This window comes from Ruegeria spongiae (genome assembly GCF_023502395.1).
Taxonomy (GTDB): Bacteria; Pseudomonadota; Alphaproteobacteria; order Rhodobacterales; family Rhodobacteraceae; genus Ruegeria_C; species Ruegeria_C spongiae.
The window spans coordinates 38,381-62,391 of the sequence record NZ_JAMFMB010000017.1 but is presented as its reverse complement, the minus strand read 5'-3'; the positions used below and the strand labels follow the sequence as shown (position 1 = coordinate 62,391).

At 63.1% G+C, this 24,011-nt stretch carries 27 protein-coding genes; 11 read left to right on the top strand and 16 right to left on the bottom strand.

The window, feature by feature from the left end:
• Window positions 1-9: 9 nt before the first annotated feature.
• From lpxK to M3P21_RS14040, 6 genes are all read right to left on the bottom strand, one after another.
• Entirely contained in the window at window positions 10-1,008 is a 999-nt protein-coding gene (gene lpxK / locus M3P21_RS14065) for a tetraacyldisaccharide 4'-kinase (protein ID WP_249710764.1), read from the bottom strand.
• Entirely contained in the window at window positions 995-2,224 is a 1,230-nt protein-coding gene (locus M3P21_RS14060) for a 3-deoxy-D-manno-octulosonic acid transferase (RefSeq protein WP_249710763.1), read from the bottom strand. Before M3P21_RS14060 ends, lpxK begins: the two co-directional genes overlap by 14 nt.
• A gap of 4 nt (window positions 2,225-2,228) precedes the next feature.
• Window positions 2,229-2,471: a DUF4170 domain-containing protein gene (locus tag M3P21_RS14055; protein WP_249710760.1), complete on the bottom strand. Its 243-nt coding sequence runs from the start codon at window positions 2,469-2,471 to the stop codon at window positions 2,229-2,231.
• A 93-nt stretch (window positions 2,472-2,564) separates the two neighbouring features.
• Window positions 2,565-3,350 (bottom strand): inositol monophosphatase family protein, encoded by a 786-nt coding sequence (locus tag M3P21_RS14050; RefSeq protein ID WP_249710758.1) that lies wholly within the window; start codon window positions 3,348-3,350, stop codon window positions 2,565-2,567.
• Complete coding sequence (locus M3P21_RS14045; RefSeq protein ID WP_249710756.1) at window positions 3,337-4,683, bottom strand: TldD/PmbA family protein; 1,347 nt, start codon at window positions 4,681-4,683, stop codon at window positions 3,337-3,339. Before M3P21_RS14045 ends, M3P21_RS14050 begins: the two co-directional genes overlap by 14 nt.
• Before the next feature lie 123 nt (window positions 4,684-4,806).
• The gene (locus M3P21_RS14040; protein ID WP_249710755.1) at window positions 4,807-6,339 is read right to left on the bottom strand and encodes a DUF2125 domain-containing protein; all 1,533 of its coding nucleotides are present in this window, start codon (window positions 6,337-6,339) and stop codon (window positions 4,807-4,809) included.
• 141 nt (window positions 6,340-6,480) lie between these two features.
• Between M3P21_RS14040 and M3P21_RS14035 the strand changes: the two genes are divergently transcribed.
• Genes M3P21_RS14035 through M3P21_RS14025 form a run of 3 tightly spaced genes read left to right on the top strand, consistent with a single transcriptional unit; the run spans window position 6,481 to window position 8,554 of the window.
• Window positions 6,481-7,224 carry an SDR family oxidoreductase gene (locus tag M3P21_RS14035; RefSeq protein ID WP_249710817.1) on the top strand — a complete coding sequence of 248 codons (744 nt, stop codon included), beginning with the start codon at window positions 6,481-6,483 and terminating at the stop codon, window positions 7,222-7,224.
• Complete coding sequence (locus M3P21_RS14030; protein ID WP_249710754.1) at window positions 7,221-7,829, top strand: enoyl-CoA hydratase/isomerase family protein; 609 nt, start codon at window positions 7,221-7,223, stop codon at window positions 7,827-7,829. Before M3P21_RS14035 ends, M3P21_RS14030 begins: the two co-directional genes overlap by 4 nt.
• Window positions 7,826-8,554, top strand: coding sequence for a VOC family protein (locus M3P21_RS14025; protein ID WP_249710753.1), 729 nt, complete (start codon window positions 7,826-7,828; stop codon window positions 8,552-8,554). Before M3P21_RS14030 ends, M3P21_RS14025 begins: the two co-directional genes overlap by 4 nt.
• Here M3P21_RS14025 and M3P21_RS14020 read toward each other — a convergent pair whose 3' ends face one another.
• Window positions 8,555-8,845, bottom strand: a complete 291-nt coding sequence (locus M3P21_RS14020) for an HNH endonuclease (protein WP_249710752.1) — start codon at window positions 8,843-8,845, stop codon at window positions 8,555-8,557. It lies immediately after the preceding gene.
• A gap of 68 nt (window positions 8,846-8,913) precedes the next feature.
• On the opposite strand from M3P21_RS14020, the gene M3P21_RS14015 reads away from it, so the two are divergent.
• On the top strand, window positions 8,914-10,092 hold the full coding sequence (locus tag M3P21_RS14015) for a TIGR03862 family flavoprotein (protein WP_249710751.1): 1,179 nt from the start codon (window positions 8,914-8,916) through the stop codon (window positions 10,090-10,092).
• On the opposite strand, the gene M3P21_RS14010 is transcribed toward M3P21_RS14015, so the two are convergent.
• From M3P21_RS14010 to M3P21_RS13990, 5 genes are all read right to left on the bottom strand, one after another.
• The gene (locus tag M3P21_RS14010) at window positions 10,089-10,679 is read right to left on the bottom strand and encodes a glutathione S-transferase family protein (protein ID WP_249710750.1); all 591 of its coding nucleotides are present in this window, start codon (window positions 10,677-10,679) and stop codon (window positions 10,089-10,091) included. The genes M3P21_RS14015 and M3P21_RS14010 overlap by 4 nt on opposite strands.
• Before the next feature lie 72 nt (window positions 10,680-10,751).
• Window positions 10,752-11,780, bottom strand: a complete 1,029-nt coding sequence (gene holA, locus M3P21_RS14005) for a DNA polymerase III subunit delta (protein ID WP_249710749.1) — start codon at window positions 11,778-11,780, stop codon at window positions 10,752-10,754.
• Window positions 11,777-12,262 carry an LPS assembly lipoprotein LptE gene (locus M3P21_RS14000; RefSeq protein ID WP_249710747.1) on the bottom strand — a complete coding sequence of 162 codons (486 nt, stop codon included), beginning with the start codon at window positions 12,260-12,262 and terminating at the stop codon, window positions 11,777-11,779. The genes holA and M3P21_RS14000 overlap by 4 nt, the downstream gene beginning before the upstream one ends.
• Window positions 12,249-14,786, bottom strand: a complete 2,538-nt coding sequence (gene leuS, locus M3P21_RS13995) for a leucine--tRNA ligase (protein ID WP_249710746.1) — start codon at window positions 14,784-14,786, stop codon at window positions 12,249-12,251. Before leuS ends, M3P21_RS14000 begins: the two co-directional genes overlap by 14 nt.
• A 75-nt stretch (window positions 14,787-14,861) precedes the next feature.
• Entirely contained in the window at window positions 14,862-15,356 is a 495-nt protein-coding gene (locus M3P21_RS13990) for a DUF3576 domain-containing protein (protein ID WP_249710745.1), read from the bottom strand.
• A gap of 280 nt (window positions 15,357-15,636) precedes the next feature.
• Here M3P21_RS13990 and M3P21_RS13985 point away from each other — a divergent pair, with 280 nt between their 5' ends.
• The gene (locus tag M3P21_RS13985) at window positions 15,637-16,665 is read left to right on the top strand and encodes a porin (RefSeq protein ID WP_249710744.1); all 1,029 of its coding nucleotides are present in this window, start codon (window positions 15,637-15,639) and stop codon (window positions 16,663-16,665) included.
• A 107-nt stretch (window positions 16,666-16,772) separates the two neighbouring features.
• Entirely contained in the window at window positions 16,773-17,432 is a 660-nt protein-coding gene (locus M3P21_RS13980) for a YggS family pyridoxal phosphate-dependent enzyme (protein WP_249710743.1), read from the top strand.
• Here M3P21_RS13980 and M3P21_RS13975 read toward each other — a convergent pair.
• Together M3P21_RS13975 and ribA are read right to left on the bottom strand one after the other, a co-directional pair.
• Window positions 17,416-17,916: a L,D-transpeptidase family protein gene (locus M3P21_RS13975; RefSeq protein WP_249710742.1), complete on the bottom strand. Its 501-nt coding sequence runs from the start codon at window positions 17,914-17,916 to the stop codon at window positions 17,416-17,418. The genes M3P21_RS13980 and M3P21_RS13975 overlap by 17 nt on opposite strands.
• Entirely contained in the window at window positions 17,913-18,998 is a 1,086-nt protein-coding gene (gene ribA, locus M3P21_RS13970; protein WP_249710741.1) for a GTP cyclohydrolase II, read from the bottom strand. Before ribA ends, M3P21_RS13975 begins: the two co-directional genes overlap by 4 nt.
• A 162-nt stretch (window positions 18,999-19,160) precedes the next feature.
• Between ribA and M3P21_RS13965 the strand changes: the two genes are divergently transcribed.
• The 5 genes from M3P21_RS13965 to M3P21_RS13945 all read left to right on the top strand — a co-directional run bounded on the left by M3P21_RS13965 (window position 19,161) and on the right by M3P21_RS13945 (window position 22,776).
• The gene (locus M3P21_RS13965) at window positions 19,161-19,847 is read left to right on the top strand and encodes a response regulator transcription factor (protein WP_249710740.1); all 687 of its coding nucleotides are present in this window, start codon (window positions 19,161-19,163) and stop codon (window positions 19,845-19,847) included.
• A 260-nt stretch (window positions 19,848-20,107) separates the two neighbouring features.
• Window positions 20,108-20,896, top strand: coding sequence for an exodeoxyribonuclease III (locus tag M3P21_RS13960; protein WP_249710739.1), 789 nt, complete (start codon window positions 20,108-20,110; stop codon window positions 20,894-20,896).
• Window positions 20,897-20,992: 96 nt separating this feature from the next.
• Window positions 20,993-21,910, top strand: a complete 918-nt coding sequence (locus M3P21_RS13955; RefSeq protein WP_249710738.1) for a thioredoxin family protein — start codon at window positions 20,993-20,995, stop codon at window positions 21,908-21,910.
• A 27-nt stretch (window positions 21,911-21,937) separates the two neighbouring features.
• Window positions 21,938-22,579: an LON peptidase substrate-binding domain-containing protein gene (locus M3P21_RS13950; RefSeq protein WP_249710736.1), complete on the top strand. Its 642-nt coding sequence runs from the start codon at window positions 21,938-21,940 to the stop codon at window positions 22,577-22,579.
• Window positions 22,576-22,776 (top strand): Trm112 family protein, encoded by a 201-nt coding sequence (locus M3P21_RS13945; RefSeq protein WP_249710735.1) that lies wholly within the window; start codon window positions 22,576-22,578, stop codon window positions 22,774-22,776. Before M3P21_RS13950 ends, M3P21_RS13945 begins: the two co-directional genes overlap by 4 nt.
• A gap of 3 nt (window positions 22,777-22,779) precedes the next feature.
• Here M3P21_RS13945 and M3P21_RS13940 read toward each other — a convergent pair whose 3' ends face one another.
• Together M3P21_RS13940 and M3P21_RS13935 are read right to left on the bottom strand one after the other, a co-directional pair.
• Window positions 22,780-23,562 carry an SDR family NAD(P)-dependent oxidoreductase gene (locus tag M3P21_RS13940; protein ID WP_249710734.1) on the bottom strand — a complete coding sequence of 261 codons (783 nt, stop codon included), beginning with the start codon at window positions 23,560-23,562 and terminating at the stop codon, window positions 22,780-22,782.
• An 11-nt stretch (window positions 23,563-23,573) separates the two neighbouring features.
• A complete protein-coding gene (locus tag M3P21_RS13935; protein ID WP_249710733.1) occupies window positions 23,574-23,984 on the bottom strand; it encodes an LLM class oxidoreductase in 411 nt (136 codons plus the stop codon).
• Between the last annotated feature and the right edge of the window lie 27 nt (window positions 23,985-24,011).

Sequence of the window (24,011 nt, the reverse complement as noted above, 5' to 3'; positions counted from 1 at the left end):
TTTTGTCATTCAGGGGCACGGTGCCTTTTCCAGCATCCGGCCGCGAATCTCTTCAGCAGCCTCGACCTGTAACCGGACCGGCAATGTGATCACCTTGCGCCGAAAGGCGGTTGGCAACCGTGCGGCATCCTTTTCGGTGGTCACAAGCTGCGCACCCAGATGCTGCGCCTCTTTTTCCAGCCGTGTCAGCAACGCCATGGTCAGCGGTTGATGGTCGTCCAGCGCCTCGCCGCGTTTCAGGTCGGCGCCTTGCGCGCGCAGGGTGCGAAAGAACTTCTCGGGATGACCGATGCCCGCAAAGGCAAGCACCGGCAGCCCGGTCCAGTCCATGCCGGTCTGCAGCGGTTTCAGCACACCACGTGCATGCGGCACGGTCAGGGCCGCGCTCCAGTTGGCGGCAAAGTGGTCCTGCGCCTCGTCCTCGCCGATCGACAGCACCAGATCGGCCCGCTTCAACCCCTCGTCCACCGGTTCGCGCAGTGGCCCGGCGGGAAGGCAGAGCCCGTTGCCGAAGCCGATGGCGGCATCCACCACCACGATCGAGAAATCCTTGGCCAGCGCCGGGTTCTGGAACCCGTCATCCAGCACGATCACGGTGGCCCCCGCTGCAGTCGCGGCCTGCGCTCCGGCGACCCTGTCGCGGGCAACCCAGACCTCGGCAAAAGCGGCAAGCAGCAGCGGCTCGTCGCCCACCTGACCTGCGCGATGGCGCGCAGGCTCGACCCGGAGCGGCCCCGTCGCGCTGCCGCCATAGCCCCGGCTGACCACATGCGGCTCATGCCCGGCGTCGCGCAGTTGCTCCACCACCCAGATCACCGTTGGTGTCTTGCCGGTTCCGCCCGCATTCAGGTTGCCGACGCAGATCACCGGAGCACCGGGCGCGCTGCCGGACCCCTGTGCCACACGACGCCCGGTCATCCGGCCATAGATCGCGCCCAAAGGTGACAATAGCCGTGCCCGCCAGTCCAGCGCGTCGGGCGCGGTGTTCCAGAATTCAGGCGCGCGCATGATCGGGTCTGCTTTCGTCCAGCTTGTCCTGGATCAGGTCAATCAGCTGATCGGTTAGCTGCGCCCCTTCGGTCACCACCTGCCAGCCCGCCAGCGCCATTTCGGCGGCGTGATCGGGTGACAGAAGGCGCACGATTCCATCTGCCAGCGCGGTGGCGTCCTTTACCGATTGCGCGGCGCCAGCGGCGGCCAGCCGGACATAGCTGCTGCGCTGGGTGCCGATATTGGGCCCGTGCAGCACGGCCGAACCAAGTGCCACCGCCGTCAGCGGATCGCGCCCGCCCGCACCGGACACCAGCGAACTGCCCATGAAAGTCAGCGGCGCGATCCGGTACCACAAGCCCAGATCATCGGGTTCCGCCGTCAGGACGACCTGAATGTTGTCTTCGATCTCGTCGCCCGCATCCCAATCGGCGCAGCGCAGCCCCGCCGCTTCGAGCTGGGTGCGCAGCGCCTGCGATTCCTTGGGGTTGGCCACGTGCAGCACCAAAAGCAGCCGGTGCAGCAGGCGCAGCGCGTTGCGATGCGCGGTTTCGACATAGGGAAATTCGCTTTTCTGGGTCCAGGCCGACAGCCAAACGGGGCGACCGGCAAGAAGCTGGGTGGTCTTGACCAGCTCTTCTTCGGGCCATGGGGTGGGGTTGGGGCTGGCGCGCAGCTCGGCCGAGACCGACACTTTCGACCCGACGACACCCAGCCGCCTGATGTCGCGGGCCGCGCGTTCCCCACTGGCCAGAATGCTTTCGAAACATTCAAGGGTCGTGCGCATCAGGTCAGGCATCCATTGGTGCTTGCGCAGGGTCAGCTCGGCCTCGTTGACATCCAGCAGAACCAGCGCCACCTGGCGCGTTGCCGCCGACGAGATCAGGTTCGGCTGCAACCCGCCCCCGGCCCAGAGGCACATATCCGGCTGCCAGTGATCCAGAAACGCGCGCGCTGCCGTGGGTTGGTCGGAGGGCAGCGCGATCATGTTTGCACCGACGCCGCCCCAGGCGCGGATCTCGTTCTCGGTCGGGGCGGTGAACAGCACATGCAATTCCGGCCGCTGCGCCAGCAGCCTGCGGCACATCTCGGCCAGCACCGTGAAGCGGTTGCGCGTCGTGACATGCACCCATAGCAGCTCGCCTCGGGGCCGGGGGGGCAATTCACCCTCGGGCACCGGTCCGCCGCGCCAGGACAGAACGCGGTAGGCTGCAAGGCTGAGCGAGCGGGCCAAAAACCTATCCCAGCTCTTCCGTTGACGAGGCCTCGGCCCCTTCGTCGCGCAGGCGGTGAATATGAGCGATGAAATAGCGCATATGGGCATTGTCCACGGTGCGCTGGGCTTCGGCCTTCCAGGCGTCATAAGCGGATTGATAGTCGGGGTACATGCCCACGATATGAATGTCGTCGACATCCTTGAAGACGCTTTTGGTCGGGTCGACCAATTCGCCGCCAAACACGAGATGCAGTCGCTGTGCCATGCGGAAATCCTTGTCTCATGGTCATGGGGTCGCCCGGCAACCTAAGGAATTCATGCGTCGGGTCAAGCGGATGGCGGGTTTTCGGGTGCCGCGTCAGGCGGTCGGTTTCAGCGCGCCGGTCAGCGCTTGATGCACCGCGAGGCCACCCGCGACAACCCCGTCGACCTGCGCAGACGGGCTGTTGAACCTGAGCGGCGCGCCGTTGCGGTCGGTGCATCCGCCACCCGCCTCGCGTAGGATCAGGTCGCCTGCCGCGATATCCCATTCCCAGCTGCGGCGCAGGGTCAGCATCCCGTCGAACCGCCCCTGCGCCACCAGCGCCAGACGATACGCCAGCGAAGGGCGGTAGCTGCGCTTGAACCCCGGCGGCTGGCCCTCTTTCCAATGATGACTGTCCATGTTGGGGCGCGCCGACAGAATTTCCGCCATATCGAGCAGCTGCGTTTCCGAGACCGAGATGGGCTCACCGTTGAGCGTCGCGCCTTGACCGGCCGCGGCGCTATACATCAGGTCGAGCAGCGGCAGGTAGATCACCGCCGCCGTGACGATCCCTTCCTGCGCGACGGCAAAGGAATGCGCCCAGGTGCGGGAGCCCTCGGTAAAGCTGCGGGTGCCGTCGATCGGGTCGAGGATGAAGACATGGGGTTTGTCCAGCCGCGCGTCGCTATCCTCGCTCTCTTCGCTCAGCCAGCCATAGTTGGGCCGCGCGGCTTGCAGGGTGTCCTCAAGCATCCGGTTCACCGCCAGATCGGCCTCGGTCACCGGCCCGGCGCCATCGGGCTTGTCCCAGCTTTGATGGTCGCGCTTGAAGTAGCTGACGGCGATCCGTCCGGCCTCGTGGGCGGCTTCGGTCAGCAGGGGCAGGTCAGTTCCCGGCAAGGGTCATCCCTTCGATCAGCAGCGAGGGCACCACACGCGACAGGTTGGCGCGCGCGTCATTGGCCGGAATAATCCGCAACAGCATGTCGCGCAGATTGCCCGCAATGGTGCATTCATTGACCGGATAGGCGATCTCTCCGTTTTCGACCCAGAAGCCCGACGCGCCGCGGGAATAGTCGCCGGTATTGGGGTTGATGGTGGACCCGATCATCGAGGTTACCAGCAGACCGGTGCCCATGTCGCGCATCAGATCGGCACGGGATACCGCCCCTTGCGTCAGCGACAGGTTCCAGCTGCTGGGCGAGGGTGGCGATGACACGCCGCGCGTGGCATTCCCGGTCGAACTCATGCCCAGTTTGCGGGCGCTGGCCAGATCCAGCGTCCAGCCGGTCAGCACGCCATTGTCGACGACCAGGCGGCGACGGGTGGGCAGCCCCTCGGCATCAAAGGGACGCGAGCCCGAGACGCGGGGGCGGTGCGGGTCTTCGGTCAGTGACAGGCCCTCGGGCAGGACTTGCGTTTCCAGCCCGTCCTTCAGCCAGGAGGCGCCGCGTGCCACCGACGATCCGTTGCAGGCCGCCATCAGATGACCGATCAGCGAGGATGAAATCCGTTCGTCGAACAGGACCGAAAACGTGCCGGTCTGCGGTTTGCGCGCGCCTTGCAGGCTGACGGCGCGTTCGGCGGCCAGACGCCCGATCTCGTGCGGTTTGCGCAGATCGCTTTGATAGGTGCGGCTGTCACCGTCATAGTCGCGCTCCATCCCGGTGCCGGTGCCCGAGATCGCTACGCAGGACAGGGACCTGCCGGTCCGGGTGTAGCCACCCGAAAACCCGTTGCTTGCGGCAAGATGCACGCGGTGCTCGCCATAGCCCGCCGCCGCATCCGAGACCTGGCTCACCCCGTCCACCGCCATCGCGGCGGCCTCGGCAGCCAGCGCGTCCTGCATCAGGGCTTCGGGCGAGGGCGGGTCGGCTGGGTCGGCAAGATCCAAAGCATCGACCGAGACATCTGCGGCCAGATCGCTGGCGTCTGCCAACCCGCAAAACGGGTCCTCGGGCGCTTCACGAGCCATGGCAACGGCGCGTTCGGCCATCATCCGCAACGCTTCCGGGCGCATGTCCGAGGACGATACAAGCGCCTGCCGCTGGCCCAGCAGAACCCGTAAGCCCAGATCGGCATCCTCGGAACGCTCGGCATGTTCCAGCGCGCCTTTACGCACCTCGACCGAGACCGAGCTGCCCTGCAGCACGATCGCATCCGCCGCGTCGGCACCAGCGTCGCGCGCCGCCTTCAGCAGGTCTTGGCAGATATCTCCGGGGTGCTGTGTCATTCGGTGATCTTTCAACTTTGGCTTTCTGCGGACCTAGCCCTGCGGTGGCGTAGCTTCAAGGCAGGGGGCGTCCGAATGGAAACGGGCCGCACAGGCGGCCCGTCCGGTGTCATGGCGCGGGGATCACTTGATCCGCTGCCCATTGGCCGAAATATGGCCCTCTTTGTTGATCTCGATTTCCGATTTCAGCGTATCGGGCGCGTCGCCCGGCACCGCCAGCAGGCCCATCATCATCCGCGCACCCATGGCATCCTGTTCCGCCAGCATCCCCATGCCGATCAGCTTGTCGATCAGCGCGTTGGCGCCGGTCAGTTCCAGATTGGCCACACCGGTAGGTGCGGGCATGCCGCCGAACTCCTCGGTATTGGTGCCGGTGTTGTCAAACGCAAACGCTCCGGTGCCCGTAAGCTTGGCGCCAACCATCGAGATCAGCAGTTGCTTGATGTTGAGCGTTTCAAGCTGGCCTGGCGCCGCGTCGGTGGCCTCCAGCGTTTCGGCCACGGCCGGGTCCATGAAATTGACCAGAACCGTCGCGGTGCCTTCGGTGTCCAGCGCTACGGTCGCGGGATCACGCGGCAGCGCGCCCGCAGGGTCGAACATGCTCCACAAGATGTCGGACATGGTGAAGTCGGTCAGTTCCATCCCGAACGCAAAGGGCTGCGGGGTGTCGCCGGCCTGAACCGGGAATTCAAAGGTCAGCCCGGCACTGGCCATGGCCATTTCGATCGGGAAGGGCAGATCGCCCGAGGTCACCGCCAGTTTGGTGTCGTTCTGCTTCACGTCATATTTGATCTGAGCGTCCGTCATTGCGACGTCGAACGTCCCGCCTTGCGAGTTGCTGGCAAGCGTGAACGGGCCTTCTTCGGCGTTGCCGCTCACGTTGGTATTGCCCTTCTCGAAGGTGAACCCGCCCGCGAAGTTGAAGCCCGATTCCATCAGGCTCTGGTAATCCGCCGCATCCCATTCCTTGGGCAGCGCGCCGCTGCCGGTAAAGCCCAACCCCTCCATTTCACCGGCAATCAAGGCCTGCTCTTCGCTTTCGGGGTCGTCGAATGCCACCTCATAGCTCAGCGCCGCCGCCTTCATGGTCTGGGCTACGTCGCGCATATCGCCGATTTTCATCTGCGAGGTTCCGGTTACTCCGCTGATCTTCATCAGCGCCTTGAACGCGTCGGGGGGCAGGACCTCGTCATTGTCCGTCAGTGAGGTCAGTTCCACCGTGACCGTATCGGCGGCATAGTCATAGGTCATGTCATCGGGTGCACCGGAGACCGCCATCGCCAGATTTTCCTGCGAATAAGTCAGTTCGACCTGGAATGCGCCCTCGTCCGGGCTTTTGAAGTCGAGGGTCAGCGGAAACGAGTCGGGCAGGCCGATGGCAACCGTACCGTCGCCGTTTTCGGTCAAAGTCATTTCCGGGATGGTCATGACGAAGTTGCCATCCTCTTCGGGCAGCGGCATCGACATCGCCAGATCCGAGATGGTTGTGACCGCGCCGGAGGTGGCCTCCGAGGCGCTGACCTCATACCCCATACCGTTCATATAGGCCTGCCAATCGGCCCAGACATCCTGGGCGGTCAGGTCCGCCGACGCGCCCTGCGCGGCGAGGGCATAAACGAAGGCGGCTCCGCAGGAGCGGCGCAAAAATGTGGACATCGGGGAACCTTTCCAGATCAATTTTGCGCGCATCGTCCGTTCTTGGCGACCGGGCGTCAAGGGGGGCTGGGGCTGGACCGCCCTCTGTCGGTCAACTAAGTGTTTGCCAAGCGCCGCGAGCAGGAGGATAGAGTGCCCGAAATGCAGGGAAAAACAGTATTGATAACCGGGGCCAGCCGGGGCATCGGCGCGGAAACCGCGCGCGTCTTTGCCGAAGCAGGGGCAAATCTGGTGCTGGCTGCGCGCACCGGCCAGCATATTCAGGAACTTGCCGACGAAATTGGTCACCGGGCGGTGCCGGTGGTCTGCGATGTGACGGATTACGCGCAGGTCGAGATGGCGGTGAATACCTGCATGCAAAGCTTCGGTCAGTTGGACGTGCTGATCGGCAATGCCGGGGCGATCGACCCGATCTCGCATCTTGCGGGCGCCGAACCCGCTGCCTGGGGTCACATGATCGACATCAACCTCAAAGGTGTCTTCTACGGGATGCGCGCGGCGGTTCCGGTGATGCGGCAGACCGGTGGGGGCACGATCATCACGGTCAGTTCCGGCGCAGCCCACAACCCGATCGAAGCCTGGAGCCATTATTGCGCCTCCAAGGCAGGCGCGGCGATGCTGACGGGTTGTCTGGATCTGGAGGAGCGTCACAACGGCATCCGCGCCATGGGGATGTCGCCGGGCACGGTGGCCACCCAGATGCAGCGCGAGATCAAGGCCTCGGGCATCAACCCGGTCAGCCAATTGGACTGGGAGGATCACATCCCGCCGGACTGGCCCGCGCGCGCGATGCTGTGGATGTGTTCACCCGATGCGGATGAATTCATCGGAACAGAAGTGTCTCTGCGGCAGGAGGCGATCCGCAAGAGGGTCGGGCTGATATGATCGAAGTTGACCGCAAGGACGGGCTCTGGACCGTGACGCTGGACCGGCCCGAGAAGGCCAATTCGCTGACCGGCGAGATGCTGGGTGATCTGGTGGAAATCGCGCAGGCCGCGACCGCGGCGCGGGCGCTGATCCTGACCGGCAAGGGCAAGGTCTTCAGCGCCGGTGCCGATCTGGACGAGGCCAAGGCCGGGCTGGCCACCTCTGACCTGTGGGAAAAACTGTCAGGCGCGATTACGGCGCTGCCCTGTCTGACCGTCGCGGCGCTCAACGGGACGCTGGCGGGCGGGGCCAACGGGATGGCACTGGCCTGCGATCTGCGCATTGCCGTGCCGTCGGCCAAGTTCTTCTATCCGGTGATGAAACTGGGCTTTCGACCCCAACCCTCTGACCCCAAACGCATGGCGGCGCTGATCGGCCCGGCTCGCACGCGGCTGATCCTGATGGCCGGGCAAAAGATCACCGCGCAGGAAGCCTATGCGTTTGGCCTGGTGGACCGGATCGTCGAGCCGGAAGCTCTGATGCAGACCGCGCAGGATCTGGTGGCCGATAGCGTCGCGGCGGACCCGGCCATCGCCACGGCCATCGCAGAGCTTTGCCCATGAGGCTGTCCGGCCTGCATCTGCGCTGCGCCGATCCTGCGACGCTTGCTGCTTTCTATACCGGCAATCTGGGCATGAAGGCGCAGGATGATGGGCGTCTCGGCTATGCCGGGCAGGATGCAGATCTGGTGCTGCACCCCGGTGGCGGCGGTTATGCCCATGACCCTGGCCAGCGTTATTGGAAGATCGGGATCACTCTGCCCAATCTCGACGATGCGGTGCGCGCGCTCCGGGCCAAAGGCGTCGCGGTGAGCGAGCCGAAACAGTTCCTCGATATCGGCTACATGGCTCATCTGAGCGATCCCGAGGGCTTCGTGATCGAATTGCTGCAATGGGATTTCGAGGGCAACAGGGCGTCGGATGCCGGCGACCCGGATGCGCCGTTTGCCGAGGCACGGATCGGACAGATCACCCTGCGCAGTGGCGATATTCAGGTGGATACCGCTTATTGGAAAGACCTCGGAATGCGGCTGTTGTCAGTGCAGGATGTCAACGCCTACGGCTTCGACCTGCATTTTCTGGCCTTCACCGATGAGCACCCGCCGCTGCCTGACCTCTGGGCGGCGGGCAATCGTGAATGGTTGTGGCGGCGGCCTTATACAGTGCTCGAATTCCAACACGTCGAAAATGCAGTGTTTGCACCGGTTCCCGATCTGTTGGGGATTGAGGTGGCAGGGCTGGGCAGCGCCGCGACCGATCCCTCGGGCGTACCGGTCCTGCCGGGTTGATCACCGCGACCGGCGCTTGCCCGGTACTTTCGAGCGAAAGCCGGGCGGGCGCTTTGCGATCCATGCGATGAACTTCGCTAGCCTTGGATGGGTTCGCAGTGAGGCAATCGTGTCAAAAGACCGCGCCAATTCGGCCTCGCTCAGCGTGGCATGGATTTCACGGTGGCAGATATCATGCAGCAAAACCGTCGGCCCGCCCTTGCCCCCTTTCAGTTTTGGGATCAGATGATGCAAGCTGCCGGAACCGGATGGTATCGGACGGTTGCACAGGGGACAGACGGGATCGGACATGGAAGCTCGAATGACAGGTTGTGAGCGCATAGCATCCGCGAGCCTGTGGCGGCGCGCAAGAGGGCGGCATGCCTGAAGCCGTGGTGATCGGTGCCGGTCCCGCCGGGTTGATGGCGGCAGAGGAACTGGCGCGCGCGGGTCACACGGTGCTGCTGGCAGACGCCAAGCCCTCGTTCGGGCGCAAGTTGCTGATGGCGGGAAAGTCGGGCCTGAACCTGACCAAGGACGAACCGCTGGAACCGCTTTTGTCAGCCTATGGTGAGGCGGCAGACTGGTTGCGACCCATGATCAGTGAATTCGACGCCGCTCAGGTGATCAATTGGGCGCGTGGGCTGGATCAGGAGGTGTTCACTGGCTCCTCCGGTCGTGTCTTTCCGCGCGTAATGAAGGCTTCGCCGTTGTTGCGGGCCTGGCTGGCGCGGCTTGATGGGTTGGGCGTGACCCGCCGCACCCGCTGGCGCTGGACCGGGTGGCAGGACGGGAAAGTTGGTTTCGACACCCCCGACGGGCCGCACGTGCTGCATGCCGATGCGGTGATTCTGGCGCTGGGCGGTGCAAGTTGGGCGCGGCTGGGCTCTGACGGGGCCTGGGCCGAGATGTTACGCGACCGGGGCGTGGCGCTCAGCCCGTTTGCTGCGGCAAATGTCGGGCTGCGGGTCGCATGGTCGGCGCATATGGAGGCGGTACTGGGCCAGCCCCTGAAAGGCGTGGCGTGGCGGGCCGGGGACACCATGTCGCGCGGCGAGGCGATCCTGTCCGCGCAGGGGCTGGAAGGCGGCGGCATCTACGCGATCAGCAAACCGGTGCGCGAGGGCGCGGAACTGACCGTAGACCTGCTGGCCGGATCCTCGGAGGAGGCTATCCGCAAGCGGCTATCCGCGCCGCGTGGCAAGACCAGCCTGGGCAATCACCTGCGCAAGCGGCTGGGGTTGGATGCGGCCAAGCTGGCGCTGTTGATGGAGTTCGGTCGTCCGCTGCCAGACGCGCCACTGGATCTGGCACGGCTGATCAAGGCGCTGCCGGTCCGGCATGCCGGGCTGCGGCCGATGGATCAGGCGATCTCGACTGCGGGCGGCGTGATGCACGCGGCGCTGGACGAGGCCCTGATGCTGACGGCGATGCCCGGCACGTATTGTGCCGGGGAAATGCTGGATTGGGAGGCCCCGACCGGCGGTTACCTGTTGACCGCCTGCCTGGCCACCGGGCGCTGGGCGGGTCGTGCCGCCGCCGCGCGTCTGAACGCCTAAGTGGCCAATGCCCGGACCCGCTGAAACGCTTCGCGTGACCGGATCCCTTTGGCGTAATCGGCAAGCGTCTGGTTTTCCAGCGGGAATTTCGCGCCGATCGCCCAGTTCAGGCAATGCACGCAGATAATGTCGGCAATCGTCATCTGATCCCCACACAGATAGGGGCCGTCGATCCGCTCGGCCAGACGGGCCGCATTGCCCGCAAATTCCCATTTCAGGCTGTCCTTGACGCCGGGATGCCGCTGTTCCTCGGGCAGGATGAAGGAATGCCGGGCGGCAGTCCACAGGACCGCGTCCAACTCATCCAGCAGCAAATGTGTCACCGCGTCCTGCTGCGCCCGCGCTACGGTGCCCGAGGGATGGGTCAATGCACCATGCCGGTCGCCCAGAAAGGTCATGATGGCGGTGGAGTCGGTGACATAGTCGTCATCCACCTGCAGCACCGGCACCTTGCCGGACGCATTCAGCGCCGTGATCTCGGGGCTGCGCGGAGCGGCGGGCACCAGATCGTATTCCGCCCCGATCTCTTCCAGCATCCACAGAACCCGGAAGGTTCTGGTCATCGGTTTTCCGTAAACGGTGTACATTTCGGCTCCTATTTATGGCTGAGCGGATACTGGCGCGATCCGAGGCCAGATCAAGCCAAACACCGCGTCACGTCAACGCGCCCGCGCCAGCATTGCCAGCCGGATCAGCGCCCGTTCGACCAGCGCCATGGCCGGGGCTGTCTGCCCGGCCGAGCGCAGTTGCAGATCGGTATCGGTCAGCAACGTCAGCGCGGTTTCCAGTCGCGGCGCACCCCAGGTCTGCGCCTGTCGCAGAATACGGTCGCGGCGCTTGCCATAGACCGGTGGGCGCAACCGCCCGATTCCCTGCGCCGGACCGCCGGGATCAGCCGCGCAGGTATAAAGCGTGCGAAAATGCCAGGTCGCCCCGATGCAGAGCGACACGCCGGTTGTGCCCTGCGCCACCAACCGCCGCATCAGCGGGCCGATCTCACCCGTGCGCCCCTCGGCCACGATATTGAGCACATCGTCCAGTCCTGCCTCACTGGATTGCGGCGCGCAGGTCTGGATATCGTCCAGCGACAGCTCGGCCTCGTCGCCGCGTTTGTATAGCGCCAGCTTTTCCACCGTGCGGGCGAAATCGCCGGGCCCAAGCTCGCCCGCCAGATCGACCAGTGCCGACATCGGTTCGCGGGGAACGTTGCGAATCCCGGTCTCGGACAGAATGCGCTCGATCTCGGAGCGTGTTGGCGGGTCGTCATAGATGCCCACTGCATAGGCGTTGGGATGGGTCTCAAACGCCTTGCGCAGCTTGGAGGACGGTTTCAACTGCCCCGCCGTGACGATGATCTGGGCATCGCCCTCGGCCCAGTCCGACAGCGCCGACAGCACCGCAGGGGCGGCGGCATCTGTCGCCTCTTCGACAAATGCACCGCGTGGGCCGGGAAAGAAGCCCACGGCCTTGATCGCGTCCAGCAGCAAGGTCGGGTCCGAGCGCAGATCGGAACCGGACAGGCGGGTCAGCCGCATCTCTTCATCGGCATTGGCGCCCAGCAGTGCGGCCAGAACCTGCTGCCGCTTCAGCGCCACCCGCATGGCGTCAGCGCCATAGATCAGGATGCCGGTCTTTGAGGCGTCGGGACGTGCGAAATAACCCTCGGCGTCGCGCGGGCTCAGCTTCATGCGGTGAGGTCCGGCAGGCTGTAAAGCTCGGTGGTCAGTTGATCGGCGAGAATCACCATCAGGCGTTTGTTGGCGTCCTTTTCGCTGGCCAGCGTCTCAACGGTCGAGCCGGTGGCGGAATAGCCCACGAAATTCGACACATCGCCGGAGGAGACAATCTCGCCATTGGCAACCCGGATCAGCGAATACTCTACCCGCCCCGCAAGCGCATAGCGCAGGATCGCGTTGTCGGCAGTGATCGCCTGGCCCTGGGTTCTGGTCGATAGCGAGACGTTCAGCCGGTAGTCCGGGTTCGCCGCACGGCCCAGATTGCCTTCAAGATTGCGCACCAGCAGATAGGTATCGGTCGAAGTGGGGGCTGAAACCTCGATCTTGCCATTCAGCAGGTCGGCATTGCCGCCCGGTGCGTAGACAGGAGAGAAACCGCAGGCGGCAAGCGCCAGCGGCAGCATCAGCAGGGTTCTGCGGTTAAATGACGACATTCACGATCCTGCCCGGGACAACGATCACTTTTTTGGGTGTGGCCCCTTCCAGCACCCGTTGCACAGCATCTTCCGAGAGGGCGCGTTTTTCAACCTCTGCCTTGTCCATATCTTTGGGAACGCTGATTTCCGCGCGACGCTTGCCGTTGACCTGAATGGGCAGGGTGACGGTGTCATCGACCAGCATCGCCTCATCCGCCACCGGCCAGGGCGCAGTGGCGACCAGACCTTCGCCGCCCTGATGCGCCCAGATATCTTCGGCCAGATGCGGTGTCATCGGTGACATCAGTTGAGCCAGCGTCATGATGGCTTGCTTTTGCGCCGCATGCCCGGCCTTGGATTTGGCCAGCGTGTTGGTAAAGGCATAGAGCTTTGCGATCGAGGCATTGAACCCGAAGCTTTCGACGCCCAGTGTCACGTCACGGATCGCCTTGTGCATCTCGCGCAGCAGCTCGGTGTCGCCGTCGCCCCTGGCCCCGGGGTCCATCGCGCCGATCTTGTCGCAGAGGTTCCAGACCCGGTTCAGGTGCTTATAGGCGGCCTCGGCCCCGGCTGCGGTCCATTCCACGTCGCGCTCGGGGGGCGAATCGGACAGCACGAACCAGCGCGCGGTGTCGGCGCCAAAGGCCGAAATGATGCTGACCGGGTCGACCACGTTTTTCTTGGATTTCGACATCTTGGCCGAGGGGATGATCTCAACCTCGGTGCCGTCGGTCAGTTTGCCGTCGCTCACATCCTCGGGCAGGTGATAGACCGGGCGGCCATTGGTGTCGCGGGTCTGGTAGATCTCATGCGTCACCATGCCCTGGGTGAACAGCGCATTGAAAGGTTCGATGGCTTTTTTCGGCAGATGCCCGGTGATCTGCATCGCCCGCGCGAAGAAGCGGGAATAGAGCAGGTGCAAAATCGCGTGTTCGACCCCGCCGATATACTGGTCGACATTCATCCAGTACTCGGCCTCGGCCAGATCGGTGGGCGTTTCCGCGCGCGGGGCGGTGAAACGGGCGAAATACCAAGACGAATCGACAAACGTGTCCATTGTGTCGGTTTCGCGTTTCGCGGGTGCATCGCAAGACGGACAGGTGCAATCGCGCCATGTCGGGTGCCGGTCCAGCGGGTTGCCGGGTTTGTCAAAGCTGACATCGTCGGGCAGGCGGATCGGCAGGTTCTCTTTCTTCTCCGGCACCACGCCGCAGCTGTCGCAATGCACGACCGGAATCGGGCAGCCCCAATAGCGCTGGCGGCTCAGCCCCCAGTCGCGCAGGCGGTATTTGGTGACGCCTTCGCCCCAGCCTGCCTTTTCGGCAAAGTCGATGGTGGCGTCGATGGCCTCTTGCCCGGTGGCCTCGGTCAGACCTGCAAAGTGTTCGACCCAGCGCACTTTCTCGGTCTTGGGTGGCACAAAGGCCAGTTTGTCCACCGGCGTGTCGTCTTCCAGCGCAAAGAAGGTATCGATCACCGGCAGGTCGTATTTGCGGCAGAAATCCAGGTCGCGCTGATCATGCGCAGGACAGGCAAAGATCGCGCCGGTGCCGTAATCCATCAGGATGAAATTGGCGATCCAGACCGGCAGCTCCCAATCCGGATTCAGCGGGTGTTTGACCCGGATGCCGGTGTCATAGCCCAGTTTCTCGGCGGTTTCGATGGCCTCTTCGGTGGTGCCGCCCTTGCGGCATTCGGCAACAAATCCTGCGATCTCGGGGTTTTCGGCCTCCAACGCGCGCGCAATGGGATGATCGGGCGAGATGCCGACAAAGCTGGCGCCCAGCAGCGTATCGGGCCTTGTGGTGTAGACGGTGATCGGGTCGCCATCATCTGTGCGCTCAAAGGCGAATTGCAGCCCGCGCGACTTGCCGATCCAGTTTTCCTGCATCAGCCGCACCTTGGCGGGCCAGTTTTCGAGCGTGTCCAGCGCATCCAGCAATTCTTCGGAATAATCGCTGATCTTGAAGAACCACTGCGTCAGCTCGCGCCGCTCGACCAAAGCGCCGGACCGCCAGCCGCGCCCGTTTTCGACCTGCTCATTGGCCAGAACCGTCATATCGACCGGGTCCCAGTTTACCACGGCGTTTTTGCGGTAGACGAGACCGGCGCCGAGCATATCCAGAAACAGCGCCTGTTGCTGGCCATAATATTCCGGGTCGCAGGTAGCAAATTCCCGCGACCAGTCGATGGACAGGCCCAGCGGCTTCATCTGCCCGCGCATGTCGGCGATGTTACCATAGGTCCAGTCTTTGGGGTGACCACCGATCGCCATGGCGGCGTTTTCGGCGGGCATGCCAAACGCGTCCCAGCCCATCGGGTGCAGCACATTATGGCCGGTGGCCAGTTTGTGCCGCGCGATCACGTCACCCATCGTGTAGTTGCGCACATGGCCCATATGGATGCGGCCCGAGGGGTAGGGGAACATCTCGAGCACATAATACTTGGGCTTGTCCCCGCTGCGCCTGGCGGTGAAGATACCGGCCTTGTCCCAGGCGTCCTGCCACTTGGCTTCGATATCGGAGGCGGAATAGCGCGACATGTGGTGCGGTCCTTGGTCAATGAAAACGCCGGGCGTTTGGCCCGGCGCGTTGATACTGTCTATGGGTCCGGGATTCTAGAGCCTGCCATCAGCGATGCGTAGCTGTCGTGCACGCGACAGAATCGCATCCTCAACCGCGCGGGCCGTGGCCTGGCTGACCGGGCCGCTGCGGGACTGAAGCGCCACGTTCAGCGAACGCGCCTCAAGCGCGGGGTCGCTGATATGGACCGTCGCGCGGTAGGCCCTACCGCCACCCGGCGGCGTTCCATAGCCTGTCGAGATCACGCCGGTGAAGGGATCAACAGCCTCGACGGGCAAAAAATTGAGCACATCCAGCGAGGCCGCCCAGAGGTATTTGTTCACATCAACAACGTTTTCGACGTTGGTCGGCTTGAAAATGTCCCAGATGGTCGACCGGTTCGGGTCGTCGGTCGCAACATCATCAGGTTTGCCACCAATAAGGCGGTCATTGTTGTTGGGCGTGTCCGAACTCAGCGCGGAGGGGCCGCAGGACGCCAGCGCAACAAGGCTTGCGGCGAGCACAGCAAATCGGAAAGGGCCACTGGTCATTGGTCTACGTCCTGATAATCCGGTTGGCAGAGTTTTAGACAAGCCGCCGCGATGCAACAAGGCCGTATTTTCAGAGCCAATTTCGCTCTTTTCGCTTTGGCGTTGCCGGGGTGCCGCGATCACTGTGGCATCCTTGCACCATGTCAGGGAACAATTGGTCAAACGCGCGCCGCGATACTTGCGCTATCAGGTCGAAACGGGCGACACGATGCCCATGCTCAGGCCAGAGCCGTGAATGCGATGCGCTTGAGGCACTAAAGGAAACCCGAGGGAAAAAACGATGAAAAAGATTCTCTTCGCTTCGACCGCTCTGACCGCGATGGCAGCAGCCGATTTCGCGGCAGCGGACATCGCAAACATGGCGTTCAGCGGTTACGGCCGTTTTGGCCTGAAATATGACGGTGGCGCAGAAGGTGACGATAAAGAAACCTTCCTGACCAGCCGTTTTCGTTTGAACATCGACGCCAACGCAGAAACCGATGGCGGTGTTGCGTTCTCCGCACGTGTTCGTTTGCAGGCTGACGCAAACCAGGACGGTACCGCGAACCAAGGAAATGGTTTCAGCGGCGGTGTTGATCAGAACACCAACACTGTCTCCGGTACAACTGACCGGAATGGCGCTCAACTCAGCGGTGCACGCTTCACCACGCAGTATGAAGGCCTGCGTGTTGACGTTGGCAACATCTCCGGCGTTATCGACAACCTTCCGAACTACTACGGTAACGAACCCGGCCTGACCGCCTTCACCGGTCAGTATGCTGCCGTCGACTTCGCGCTGGACTCGTTCTCTTCGACCAGCGCAGGCGTGAACGGTATCTTCGCTCAGTACGCCTTCGGAGACTTTGCTGTTTCGGCCTCCTACTCGCCCGAAGAAACCGGTGCTGGCGAACAGTGGGGTGTCAGCGGTGCATGGGCAAATGACGCCTATGCTGTCGCGCTGTTCTACTCGCAGAACGAGCCGGAAGGTACCGGCGGTTTGGGTGAGACCAAAATCTACGGTGCAACCGCTGCGGCAACCTTCGGCGCCTTCAACGGTACCCTGTTGGTTGGTAAAGAAGATGCAGACAACGATGACGGCGCTTTCGACACCTTCTGGGGTCTGTCGGCTGCCTATGAGCTGGGCACCGCAACCGATCTGATCTTCTCCTATGCTGACGGTTCGGGTGACGACGACACGCAAGCGTTTGGCCTGGGTGTCGTTCAGGATCTCGGTGGCGGCGTTGCCCTCAAAGGCGGTGTTGCTTCGGTCAAGCCCGGCGGCGATTCCAGCGACACCGTTGCTGATGTGGGTGTGATCTTCAACTTCTAAGTTGATCACGACCTAACGGTTACAGATTTGGGCAGGTCTTCGGACCTGCCCTTTTCTTTTGCGCTCACATGGTGTTTCTCGGGGGCAGGACCACATCGGGGCAGCGCATGTCACTTCAGGAAATCACCGACAGAATTCACCAGGCCGAAAACGCTGCAGGACGGGCAAAGGGGGCGGTCAAGCTGATCGCCGTATCCAAAGTCCAGCCCATCGACCGGGTCGAGGCGGTGCTGGAGCAGGGGCATCGTGTCTTTGGCGAGAATCGCGTGCAGGAGGCGGCAGGAAAGTGGCCCGCCCTGATGAAGCGCTATAGCGATGTCGACCTGCATCTGATCGGTCCGTTGCAGACCAACAAGGCCCGACAGGCGATGGAGCTTGGCCACGCGATCCACGCGCTCGACCGGCCCAAGCTTGCCAACACCTTTGCGAGATTGGCGCAGGAACTGGGTACGTGCCCTGACCTTTTCGTACAGGTGAATACCGGTGAAGAGGCGCAAAAAGCGGGTGTGCTGCCTGCCGATGCGGATGATTTCGTGAAAGACTGCAAGTCACTCGACCTGCCGGTGCGGGGCCTGATGTGCATCCCGCCCGTTGACGAGGAACCGGCGCTGCATTTTGCTCTGCTTGCCAAGATCGCGGCGCGCAACGGGCTTGAGGGTCTGTCGATGGGTATGAGTGGCGATTTCGAGACCGCCATCGCGCTGGGTGCCACCCATGTCCGGGTCGGGTCTGCGATCTTTGGCGAAAGGGTCAAGCCGCAGGGATGATCACGCGGGTTCCATAGCTCACCCGCCGGGCGATCCAGTGCAGATGTTGGCGACGCAGGGCGATACAGCCCTCGGTCGGGTAGCCTGGACGCCGCCATTGATGGATGAAGATGGCCGAGCCCTGTCCGGGCACGGCGTCGGGCAGGTTCCAGTCCATCACCAGCACCAGATCATAAAGCGGGTCGGATCGGCGCAGCGCCTCGTGACTGTATCCATGCGGGGTGCGGACCCACATGTTATAGGCGGGATCACCGCCGTCATCTGACCATAGATCGCGCGGACCCACCGGGTGCGCCCAGGGTGTGGGCGGGATCAGGCGGTCGGGACGATAAAACATGCCGACAATCCTGTGAGTGCCGATCGGTGTCGCCCCGTCTCCTTCGCGCTTGCGCATCGTCAGCCCGCCGGTTCCGATGGTGCAAGGAAACCTGCGCCCCAGATAGCGCAACGCCGTTGGCGTCAGTACAAGGTCGCGCGGTGTCACAGCAGATGCCCGGATTTCGCCGCCTTGGTCGCCAGATAGCCCCGGTTATGGGCGGTTTCGCCCACCTTGAGAGGCACCCGCTCGGCGACGCTGATGCCGGTGCGCTCCATCATCGCGATCTTGGCGGGGTTGTTTGTCAGCAGTCGCACCGAGGAAAACCCCAACGTCTTCAGAATGTCCGAGCCCAGCCGGAAATCGCGCTCGTCATCCTCAAAACCCAGCCGGTGATTGGCCTCGACCGTGTCAAATCCCTGATCCTGCAGCGAATAGGCGCGCATCTTGTTGGCCAGCCCGATACCGCGCCCTTCCTGGTTGAGATAGAGCAGCACACCCGCCCCCTCGGCCCCCATCTGGGCCAAGGCACCGCGCAGCTGAGGGCCGCAGTCGCATTTCAGGCTGCCCAGCAGGTCACCGGTGAAACAGGCCGAATGCAGTCGCGACAGAACCGGTGCCTGCCGGTCGGGCCGCCCGATTTCGAAGGCATAGTGCTCCTCTCCGCCATCTTCGGGCCGGAAGATATGCAGCCTCCCGGCCTCGGATACCTGGACGGGCAATCGGGCCGCGACAACTTCCTGCAAGGGGCTGCGCGTGGTCATGAATGATACGGCAGCGGCGTGGTTGATCCGGGTCAGGCCCTCGATGGGAAGAGACGCGGGAAGGGGGGTGATTACGGCTGCAGGCAACAGGCGCGCGGTCTTCATCAGCGCGATGGCCAGACGGTGCAGATCGGCCTGCCCGTCGCGCAGCGATCGCAGCGGGCCTTTCATCGGCGCGTTCAGATCGTCGGAAGGGTCGGCGATGGCCGCGATCCAGGCCAGATCGACATCATCGGGCACCGCGATCCGCGCCAGATCGCCATCATAGGCGCGGGCCTTGAGCGTTTCCGCCCGGCGTGCGGTAATGGCAACGCACAGCTCTCCGCCCAGGGCGCGCAAAGCGGCAAGACGTGTTGCGCTCAGCGTCTCGGTCGAGGCAACAAGAACGCTGCCCTGCGCGCGGTCGGACAGCACCACCGGCACACCCATGCGCAGATCGGCGCGGGCGCGGGCCATCAGTTCGGTGATATCGGGAAGAAGACTCATGGGTCGTTTCCTGTAACGTTCGGCCCCCTGCTTAGTCGCGCTTGCTGCAAATGTGAAACATTTCCCCGGCCTTGGACACGAGGGCGTGAAAAAAAGGCGGCCTACCTTGTGGATGCCCTGCCGCAGGCTCAAGTTCAGGGAAAGTTCAAGGAGGACGCCGCAATGGCACAGCTCAAGAAAATCCTGCTGGTCGATGACGATGAAGACCTGCGCGAGGCGCTCAGCGAGCAACTGGTCATGACCGAGGATTTCGATGTGTTCGAGGCCAGCGATGGCCAGAACGCGATGGAGCGGGTGAAAGAGGCGCTGTATGACCTCGTCATTCTGGATGTGGGGCTGCCTGATACCGACGGGCGCGAATTGTGTCGTCTGATGCGAAAGCAGGGGGTCAAGAGCCCGATCCTGATGCTGACCGGTCATGACGGCGATGCCGATACCATCCTGGGGCTTGATGCCGGGGCCAATGACTACGTTACTAAACCCTTCAAATTCCCCGTCCTTCTGGCCCGTATCCGCGCGCAGTTGCGCCAGCATGAACAATCCGAGGATGCGGTGTTCCAGCTTGGCCCGTATACGTTCAAACCGGCGATGAAGATGCTGATCACCGATGATGAGCGCAAGATCCGCCTGACCGAAAAAGAAACCAATATCCTCAAGTTCCTCTACCGCTCGACCGATGGCGTCGTTGCGCGTGACGTGCTGCTGCACGAGGTTTGGGGGTATAATGCCGGGGTGACCACGCACACGCTGGAAACCCACATCTATCGTCTGCGCCAGAAGATCGAGCCCGATCCCTCGAACGCGCGGCTGCTGGTCACCGAATCCGGGGGCTATCGCCTGGTGGCCTGAATTCGCGGTTCCTGTGTGACAAATGTCATATTGAGAGGCGCGCGAATCTGTTAATGTTAATTCAGCCCGCGCATGTCCGGGTTATGACATGCATCCTCCCTGTTGGACTGGCCGGGCCTTGCGCCCGGTCTTTTTTTGTCTGGGTGATGGTCACCTTTGGCCAGTGCCTCCGGCCCGGACAGGGAGTGTCCGCTTGGGGATGGCGCGTGCTCCGGCGCCACGATAGGGTGCGCCGGAACCGTCCTGTCGAAAGCTGTCCCATGCCCTTTACCCTTGCCACCTGGAACATCAACTCGGTCCGGCTGCGCGAACCGATCGTGCAGAAACTGCTGAGCGAAGAGGGGCCGGATGTGCTCTGCCTGCAGGAATGCAAATCGCCGGTCGACAAGATCCCCACCGAAGGGTTCGCTGAACTGGGCTACCCGCACATGATTGCGCGTGGGCAGAAGGGTTACAACGGCGTCGCGATCCTGTCGCGCCTGCCCATCGAGGATGTGGGTGACAAGGATTTCGCGGGTCTTGGTCATGCTCGCCACGTGGCGGGTCGGCTGGAAAACGGTACCGTGATCCACAATTTCTATGTCCCGGCGGGCGGCGATGTGCCGGATCGCGAAGTGAATGAGAAATTCGGCCAGAAGCTCGATTACCTGACCGATATGCGCGACTGGTTCCGGGCGGAAAAGCCTGAGAAATCCATCCTCGTTGGCGATCTCAACATCGCCCCGCACGAGGATGACGTGTGGTCGCATAAACAACTGCTCAAGGTCGTCTCTCACACACCGATCGAGGTCGAACAACTGGCCGAGACGCAAGACGCCGGTGGCTGGGTCGACATCACCCGCCGCGACATCCCCGATGGCAAGCTTTACAGCTGGTGGTCTTACCGGGCGCGGGATTGGGATGCCGCAGACAAGGGCCGCAGGCTGGATCACGTCTGGGCCACGCCCGATATCAGCAATGCCGCCCATTCCAGCCGCATCCTGCGCGATGCGCGCGGTTGGGAAAAACCCAGCGACCACGCACCGGTCTTTGCCAGCTTCGATCTCTGAACGCTGCGGGTGAATCGGGTGAAACGCCAAATCGACACTTGGCTTTCGCCGCTTTGATTCCATATAGATGCGGCACAAGGACAGGAGCACTGAGCCATGGATATTCTGAACGGGGCAGGCGCGGCGCCTGCGGGCGATCTGATCAAGGACGGGTCCGAGGCGACCTTCATGGCGGATGTGGTCGAGACCTCGCAGCAGGTGCCGGTCATCGTCGATTTCTGGGCGCCCTGGTGTGGCCCCTGCAAGACGCTGGGTCCCCTGTTGGAGGACGCGGTGATGGCCGCACGTGGCGCGGTGAAGATGGTCAAGATCAACGTGGACGAGGCGCAGATGATCGCCTCGCAGCTGCGGGTTCAGACCGTCCCGACCGTTTTTGCCTTCTATCAGGGGCAGCCGATCGACGCGTTTCAGGGCGCGTTGCCAGCGTCCGAAATCAAGGCCTTTGTCGACAAGGTCATCGCAGCGGCGGGCGGCGAAAGCCCCAGTGGCCAGTTGGACGAGGCAGTCGAAGCCGCCGACGAGATGCTGGCGCAGGGCGCGGCTGTTGACGCCGCCCAGACCTTTGCCGCCATCCTGGGCGAAGATCCCAACCACGCGGCTGCCTATGGCGGTCTGGTGCGGTCCCATATCGCATTGGACGATCTCGATCAGGCCGAGGCCATCCTGAACGGTGCCCCGGCCGAGATTTCCACCAGCACCGAGCTTGAAGCCGCCTTTGCCCAGCTGGAACTGGCCAAACAAGCTGCCGATGCCGGCCCCGTGGGTGAGTTGCAGGCCGCGGTCGAGGCCAACCCGGATGACCATCAGGCCCGGTTCGATCTGGCGCTTGCGCTGCATGCGGGCGGACAGGTGCAAGAGGCGGTCGATCAGTTGCTGGACCTTTTCCGTCGCGACCGCGAGTGGAATGACGGTGCGGCCAAGGCGCAGCTCTTCACCATTTTCGACGCGCTCAAGCCCAATGATCCGGTGGTTCTGAATGGCCGCCGCAAGCTCAGCTCGATGATATTTGCCTGACGCGGCATCAGAGCTACACTTGAGGACATGATTCAACCCGCTGACCTGCCGGACACGATTGCGGTGTTCCCGCTTCCCGGGGCGCTCTTGTTGCCGCGCTCGCGCCTGCCACTGCATATATTCGAGCCGCGTTACCTGCAGATGCTGGACGATACGCTCAAAACTTCGCATCGCGTGATCGGCATGGTGCAGCCCAATCCGTGCGACCGCGACGCCGACAAGCTGCACAGCATCGGCTGCGCGGGCCGGGTGACGCAGTTCTCGGAAACCGAAGATGGTCGCTATCTGATCACGCTGTCGGGTGCGTCGCGCTTTCGCATCCGTGAAGAGGTCGAAGGGTTCACACCCTATCGGCGCTGCGCGGTGACCTGGACCGGGTTCGACCGTGATCTGGGGCGGCCCGAGGCGGATACGACATTTGACCGCGCGGGTTTCATGGACCTGCTGCACCGATTCTTCAGCGCGCGCGACTTGTCAACCGACTGGGATACGCTGAAGGATGCGGAGGACGAATTGCTGGTGAACTCCCTGTCGATGTTGCTGGATTTCGACCCCGAGGACAAACAGGCGCTTTTGGAGGCGCCCTGTCTGGCCACACGGCGGGAAACGCTTGTCACCCTGATCGAATATTCGTTAAGGGGCGGGACAAGCGAGGAGATCCTGCAATGAGCGACGCCAAGACCACCAACCCCGAACCCGGTTTCGACCGCCACATGCTCGAAGCGCTGGTCTGCCCGCAGACCCAGACCACGCTGCATTATGACGCCGAACGGCACGAGCTGGTGTCTAAACCCGCGGGCCTCGCTTTTCCGATCCGCAACGGCATCCCGGTGATGCTGATCGACGAAGCACGCGAGCTGGATTAGCGCCTATTTCGCCAAAACGGCCTCAATCGCCCGCATAACAGCCGCGGATTTCGATGCATCAAGTGCATCTGCGTGGGGCGGTCCGAACCGACCTGAATCATTGTCGAAATAGCTCCCGGTTGCAGTTGCAAACTCGTCCGAGAGGGCCGCGCGGTGCAGAATGTCGGCACCGATGCCGATGTCGTTTCCGGCCACGCCAAAACCCTCCTTCACCATTTTGCTCGCCAGCAGAGAGCCGGGATTCACCGCCACGACAACCGGGCCCTCAGGCAGCTCGCTTGCCAGTTCCCGCGACCACATGGTGATGGCCAGCTTGCTTTGGGCATAGGCCTCCATATCTGTCAGGTGCGCGGACCCTGCCAAGGCCTGCAGGTCGACCGGGGCCTGCGCCGCCGAGGACAGGTTGATGACCCGGCCGCTGCCCTCCATCAATGGCAGCAGGCGGCGGGTCAGGACATAAGGCGCCAGCATATTGACCACAAAGCGCACATCCATTCCATCTTCGGTAACGGGCTGCGGCGTCTTGAGGATACCTGCGTTGTTGATCAGCACGTCCAGACGGTCGTGCCGGTCGGCGATCGCATCCGCCAGCGCCGTGACTTCGGCCAGGCGAGACAGGTCGGCAATGTAGCGCTGGGTATCGCCTGCGACCTCTGCCGCAGCGGCGTCGAGCTTTGCAGGGTTGCGCCCGTGCAACAGCACGCGATGACCATCGGCGGCCAGCCGTTTGGCGGCTTCCAGCCCGATCCCGTCGGTCGATCCGGTGATCAGAATTGTCTTTTGCATTCGTGAGGTCCTCAGTTGCTGAAGTCCGGCAGCAGGTCGTCGGCCAGACGTTTCATGGTCGTTTCGATATCCGCCTGATTGAAGCGCAGGTTCAGGGCAACATGGTTCACACCGGTGCCCCTGATCTCACTCAGGTAGGACCGCAGGTAGGTCGTGCCCGAACGAAAGCCCAGATGGATCGGCTGTGGCGGGGTGTCGGGATCCTCAGCCAGATCCACATAAAGCGATTGCATGACCGGTTTGTCTACGCCACCCAAAGCGGCGATTCGGCTGCGATAGTCGGCGACCACACTGGCCTGCGCCGCAATGTTGCGGGGATAGGTCATCCAGCCATCGCCGTTCTGCGCGATCCAGTCCGGGCTTTGCTGGCTGCCCCCGGTGATCATCAACGGCAACCGCCAGCCTGACGGTTTGGGCAGCATATCAGCTCCTTTTTCTTGTTGGTGCAG

Bases quoted from the DNA above. Each gene is read 5' to 3' on its own strand.
- lpxK (WP_249710764.1), bottom strand. From the start codon at position 1,008: ATGCGCGCGCCTGAATTCTGGAACACCGCGCCCGACGCGCTGGACTGG.
- M3P21_RS14055 (WP_249710760.1), bottom strand. From the start codon at position 2,471: ATGGCACAGCGACTGCATCTCGTGTTTGGCGGCGAATTGGTCGACCCG.
- M3P21_RS14045 (WP_249710756.1), bottom strand. From the start codon at position 4,683: ATGACACAGCACCCCGGAGATATCTGCCAAGACCTGCTGAAGGCGGCG.
- M3P21_RS14040 (WP_249710755.1), bottom strand. From the start codon at position 6,339: ATGTCCACATTTTTGCGCCGCTCCTGCGGAGCCGCCTTCGTTTATGCC.
- M3P21_RS14035 (WP_249710817.1), top strand. From the start codon at position 6,481: ATGCAGGGAAAAACAGTATTGATAACCGGGGCCAGCCGGGGCATCGGC.
- M3P21_RS14030 (WP_249710754.1), top strand. From the start codon at position 7,221: ATGATCGAAGTTGACCGCAAGGACGGGCTCTGGACCGTGACGCTGGAC.
- M3P21_RS14025 (WP_249710753.1), top strand. From the start codon at position 7,826: ATGAGGCTGTCCGGCCTGCATCTGCGCTGCGCCGATCCTGCGACGCTT.
- M3P21_RS14020 (WP_249710752.1), bottom strand. From the start codon at position 8,845: ATGTCCGATCCCGTCTGTCCCCTGTGCAACCGTCCGATACCATCCGGT.
- M3P21_RS14015 (WP_249710751.1), top strand. From the start codon at position 8,914: ATGCCTGAAGCCGTGGTGATCGGTGCCGGTCCCGCCGGGTTGATGGCG.
- M3P21_RS14010 (WP_249710750.1), bottom strand. From the start codon at position 10,679: ATGTACACCGTTTACGGAAAACCGATGACCAGAACCTTCCGGGTTCTG.
- holA (WP_249710749.1), bottom strand. From the start codon at position 11,780: ATGAAGCTGAGCCCGCGCGACGCCGAGGGTTATTTCGCACGTCCCGAC.
- M3P21_RS14000 (WP_249710747.1), bottom strand. From the start codon at position 12,262: ATGTCGTCATTTAACCGCAGAACCCTGCTGATGCTGCCGCTGGCGCTT.
- leuS (WP_249710746.1), bottom strand. From the start codon at position 14,786: ATGTCGCGCTATTCCGCCTCCGATATCGAAGCCAAGTGGCAGGACGCC.
- M3P21_RS13990 (WP_249710745.1), bottom strand. From the start codon at position 15,356: ATGACCAGTGGCCCTTTCCGATTTGCTGTGCTCGCCGCAAGCCTTGTT.
- M3P21_RS13985 (WP_249710744.1), top strand. From the start codon at position 15,637: ATGAAAAAGATTCTCTTCGCTTCGACCGCTCTGACCGCGATGGCAGCA.
- M3P21_RS13980 (WP_249710743.1), top strand. From the start codon at position 16,773: ATGTCACTTCAGGAAATCACCGACAGAATTCACCAGGCCGAAAACGCT.
- ribA (WP_249710741.1), bottom strand. From the start codon at position 18,998: ATGAGTCTTCTTCCCGATATCACCGAACTGATGGCCCGCGCCCGCGCC.
- M3P21_RS13965 (WP_249710740.1), top strand. From the start codon at position 19,161: ATGGCACAGCTCAAGAAAATCCTGCTGGTCGATGACGATGAAGACCTG.
- M3P21_RS13960 (WP_249710739.1), top strand. From the start codon at position 20,108: ATGCCCTTTACCCTTGCCACCTGGAACATCAACTCGGTCCGGCTGCGC.
- M3P21_RS13955 (WP_249710738.1), top strand. From the start codon at position 20,993: ATGGATATTCTGAACGGGGCAGGCGCGGCGCCTGCGGGCGATCTGATC.
- M3P21_RS13950 (WP_249710736.1), top strand. From the start codon at position 21,938: ATGATTCAACCCGCTGACCTGCCGGACACGATTGCGGTGTTCCCGCTT.
- M3P21_RS13945 (WP_249710735.1), top strand. From the start codon at position 22,576: ATGAGCGACGCCAAGACCACCAACCCCGAACCCGGTTTCGACCGCCAC.
- M3P21_RS13940 (WP_249710734.1), bottom strand. From the start codon at position 23,562: ATGCAAAAGACAATTCTGATCACCGGATCGACCGACGGGATCGGGCTG.
- M3P21_RS13935 (WP_249710733.1), bottom strand. From the start codon at position 23,984: ATGCTGCCCAAACCGTCAGGCTGGCGGTTGCCGTTGATGATCACCGGG.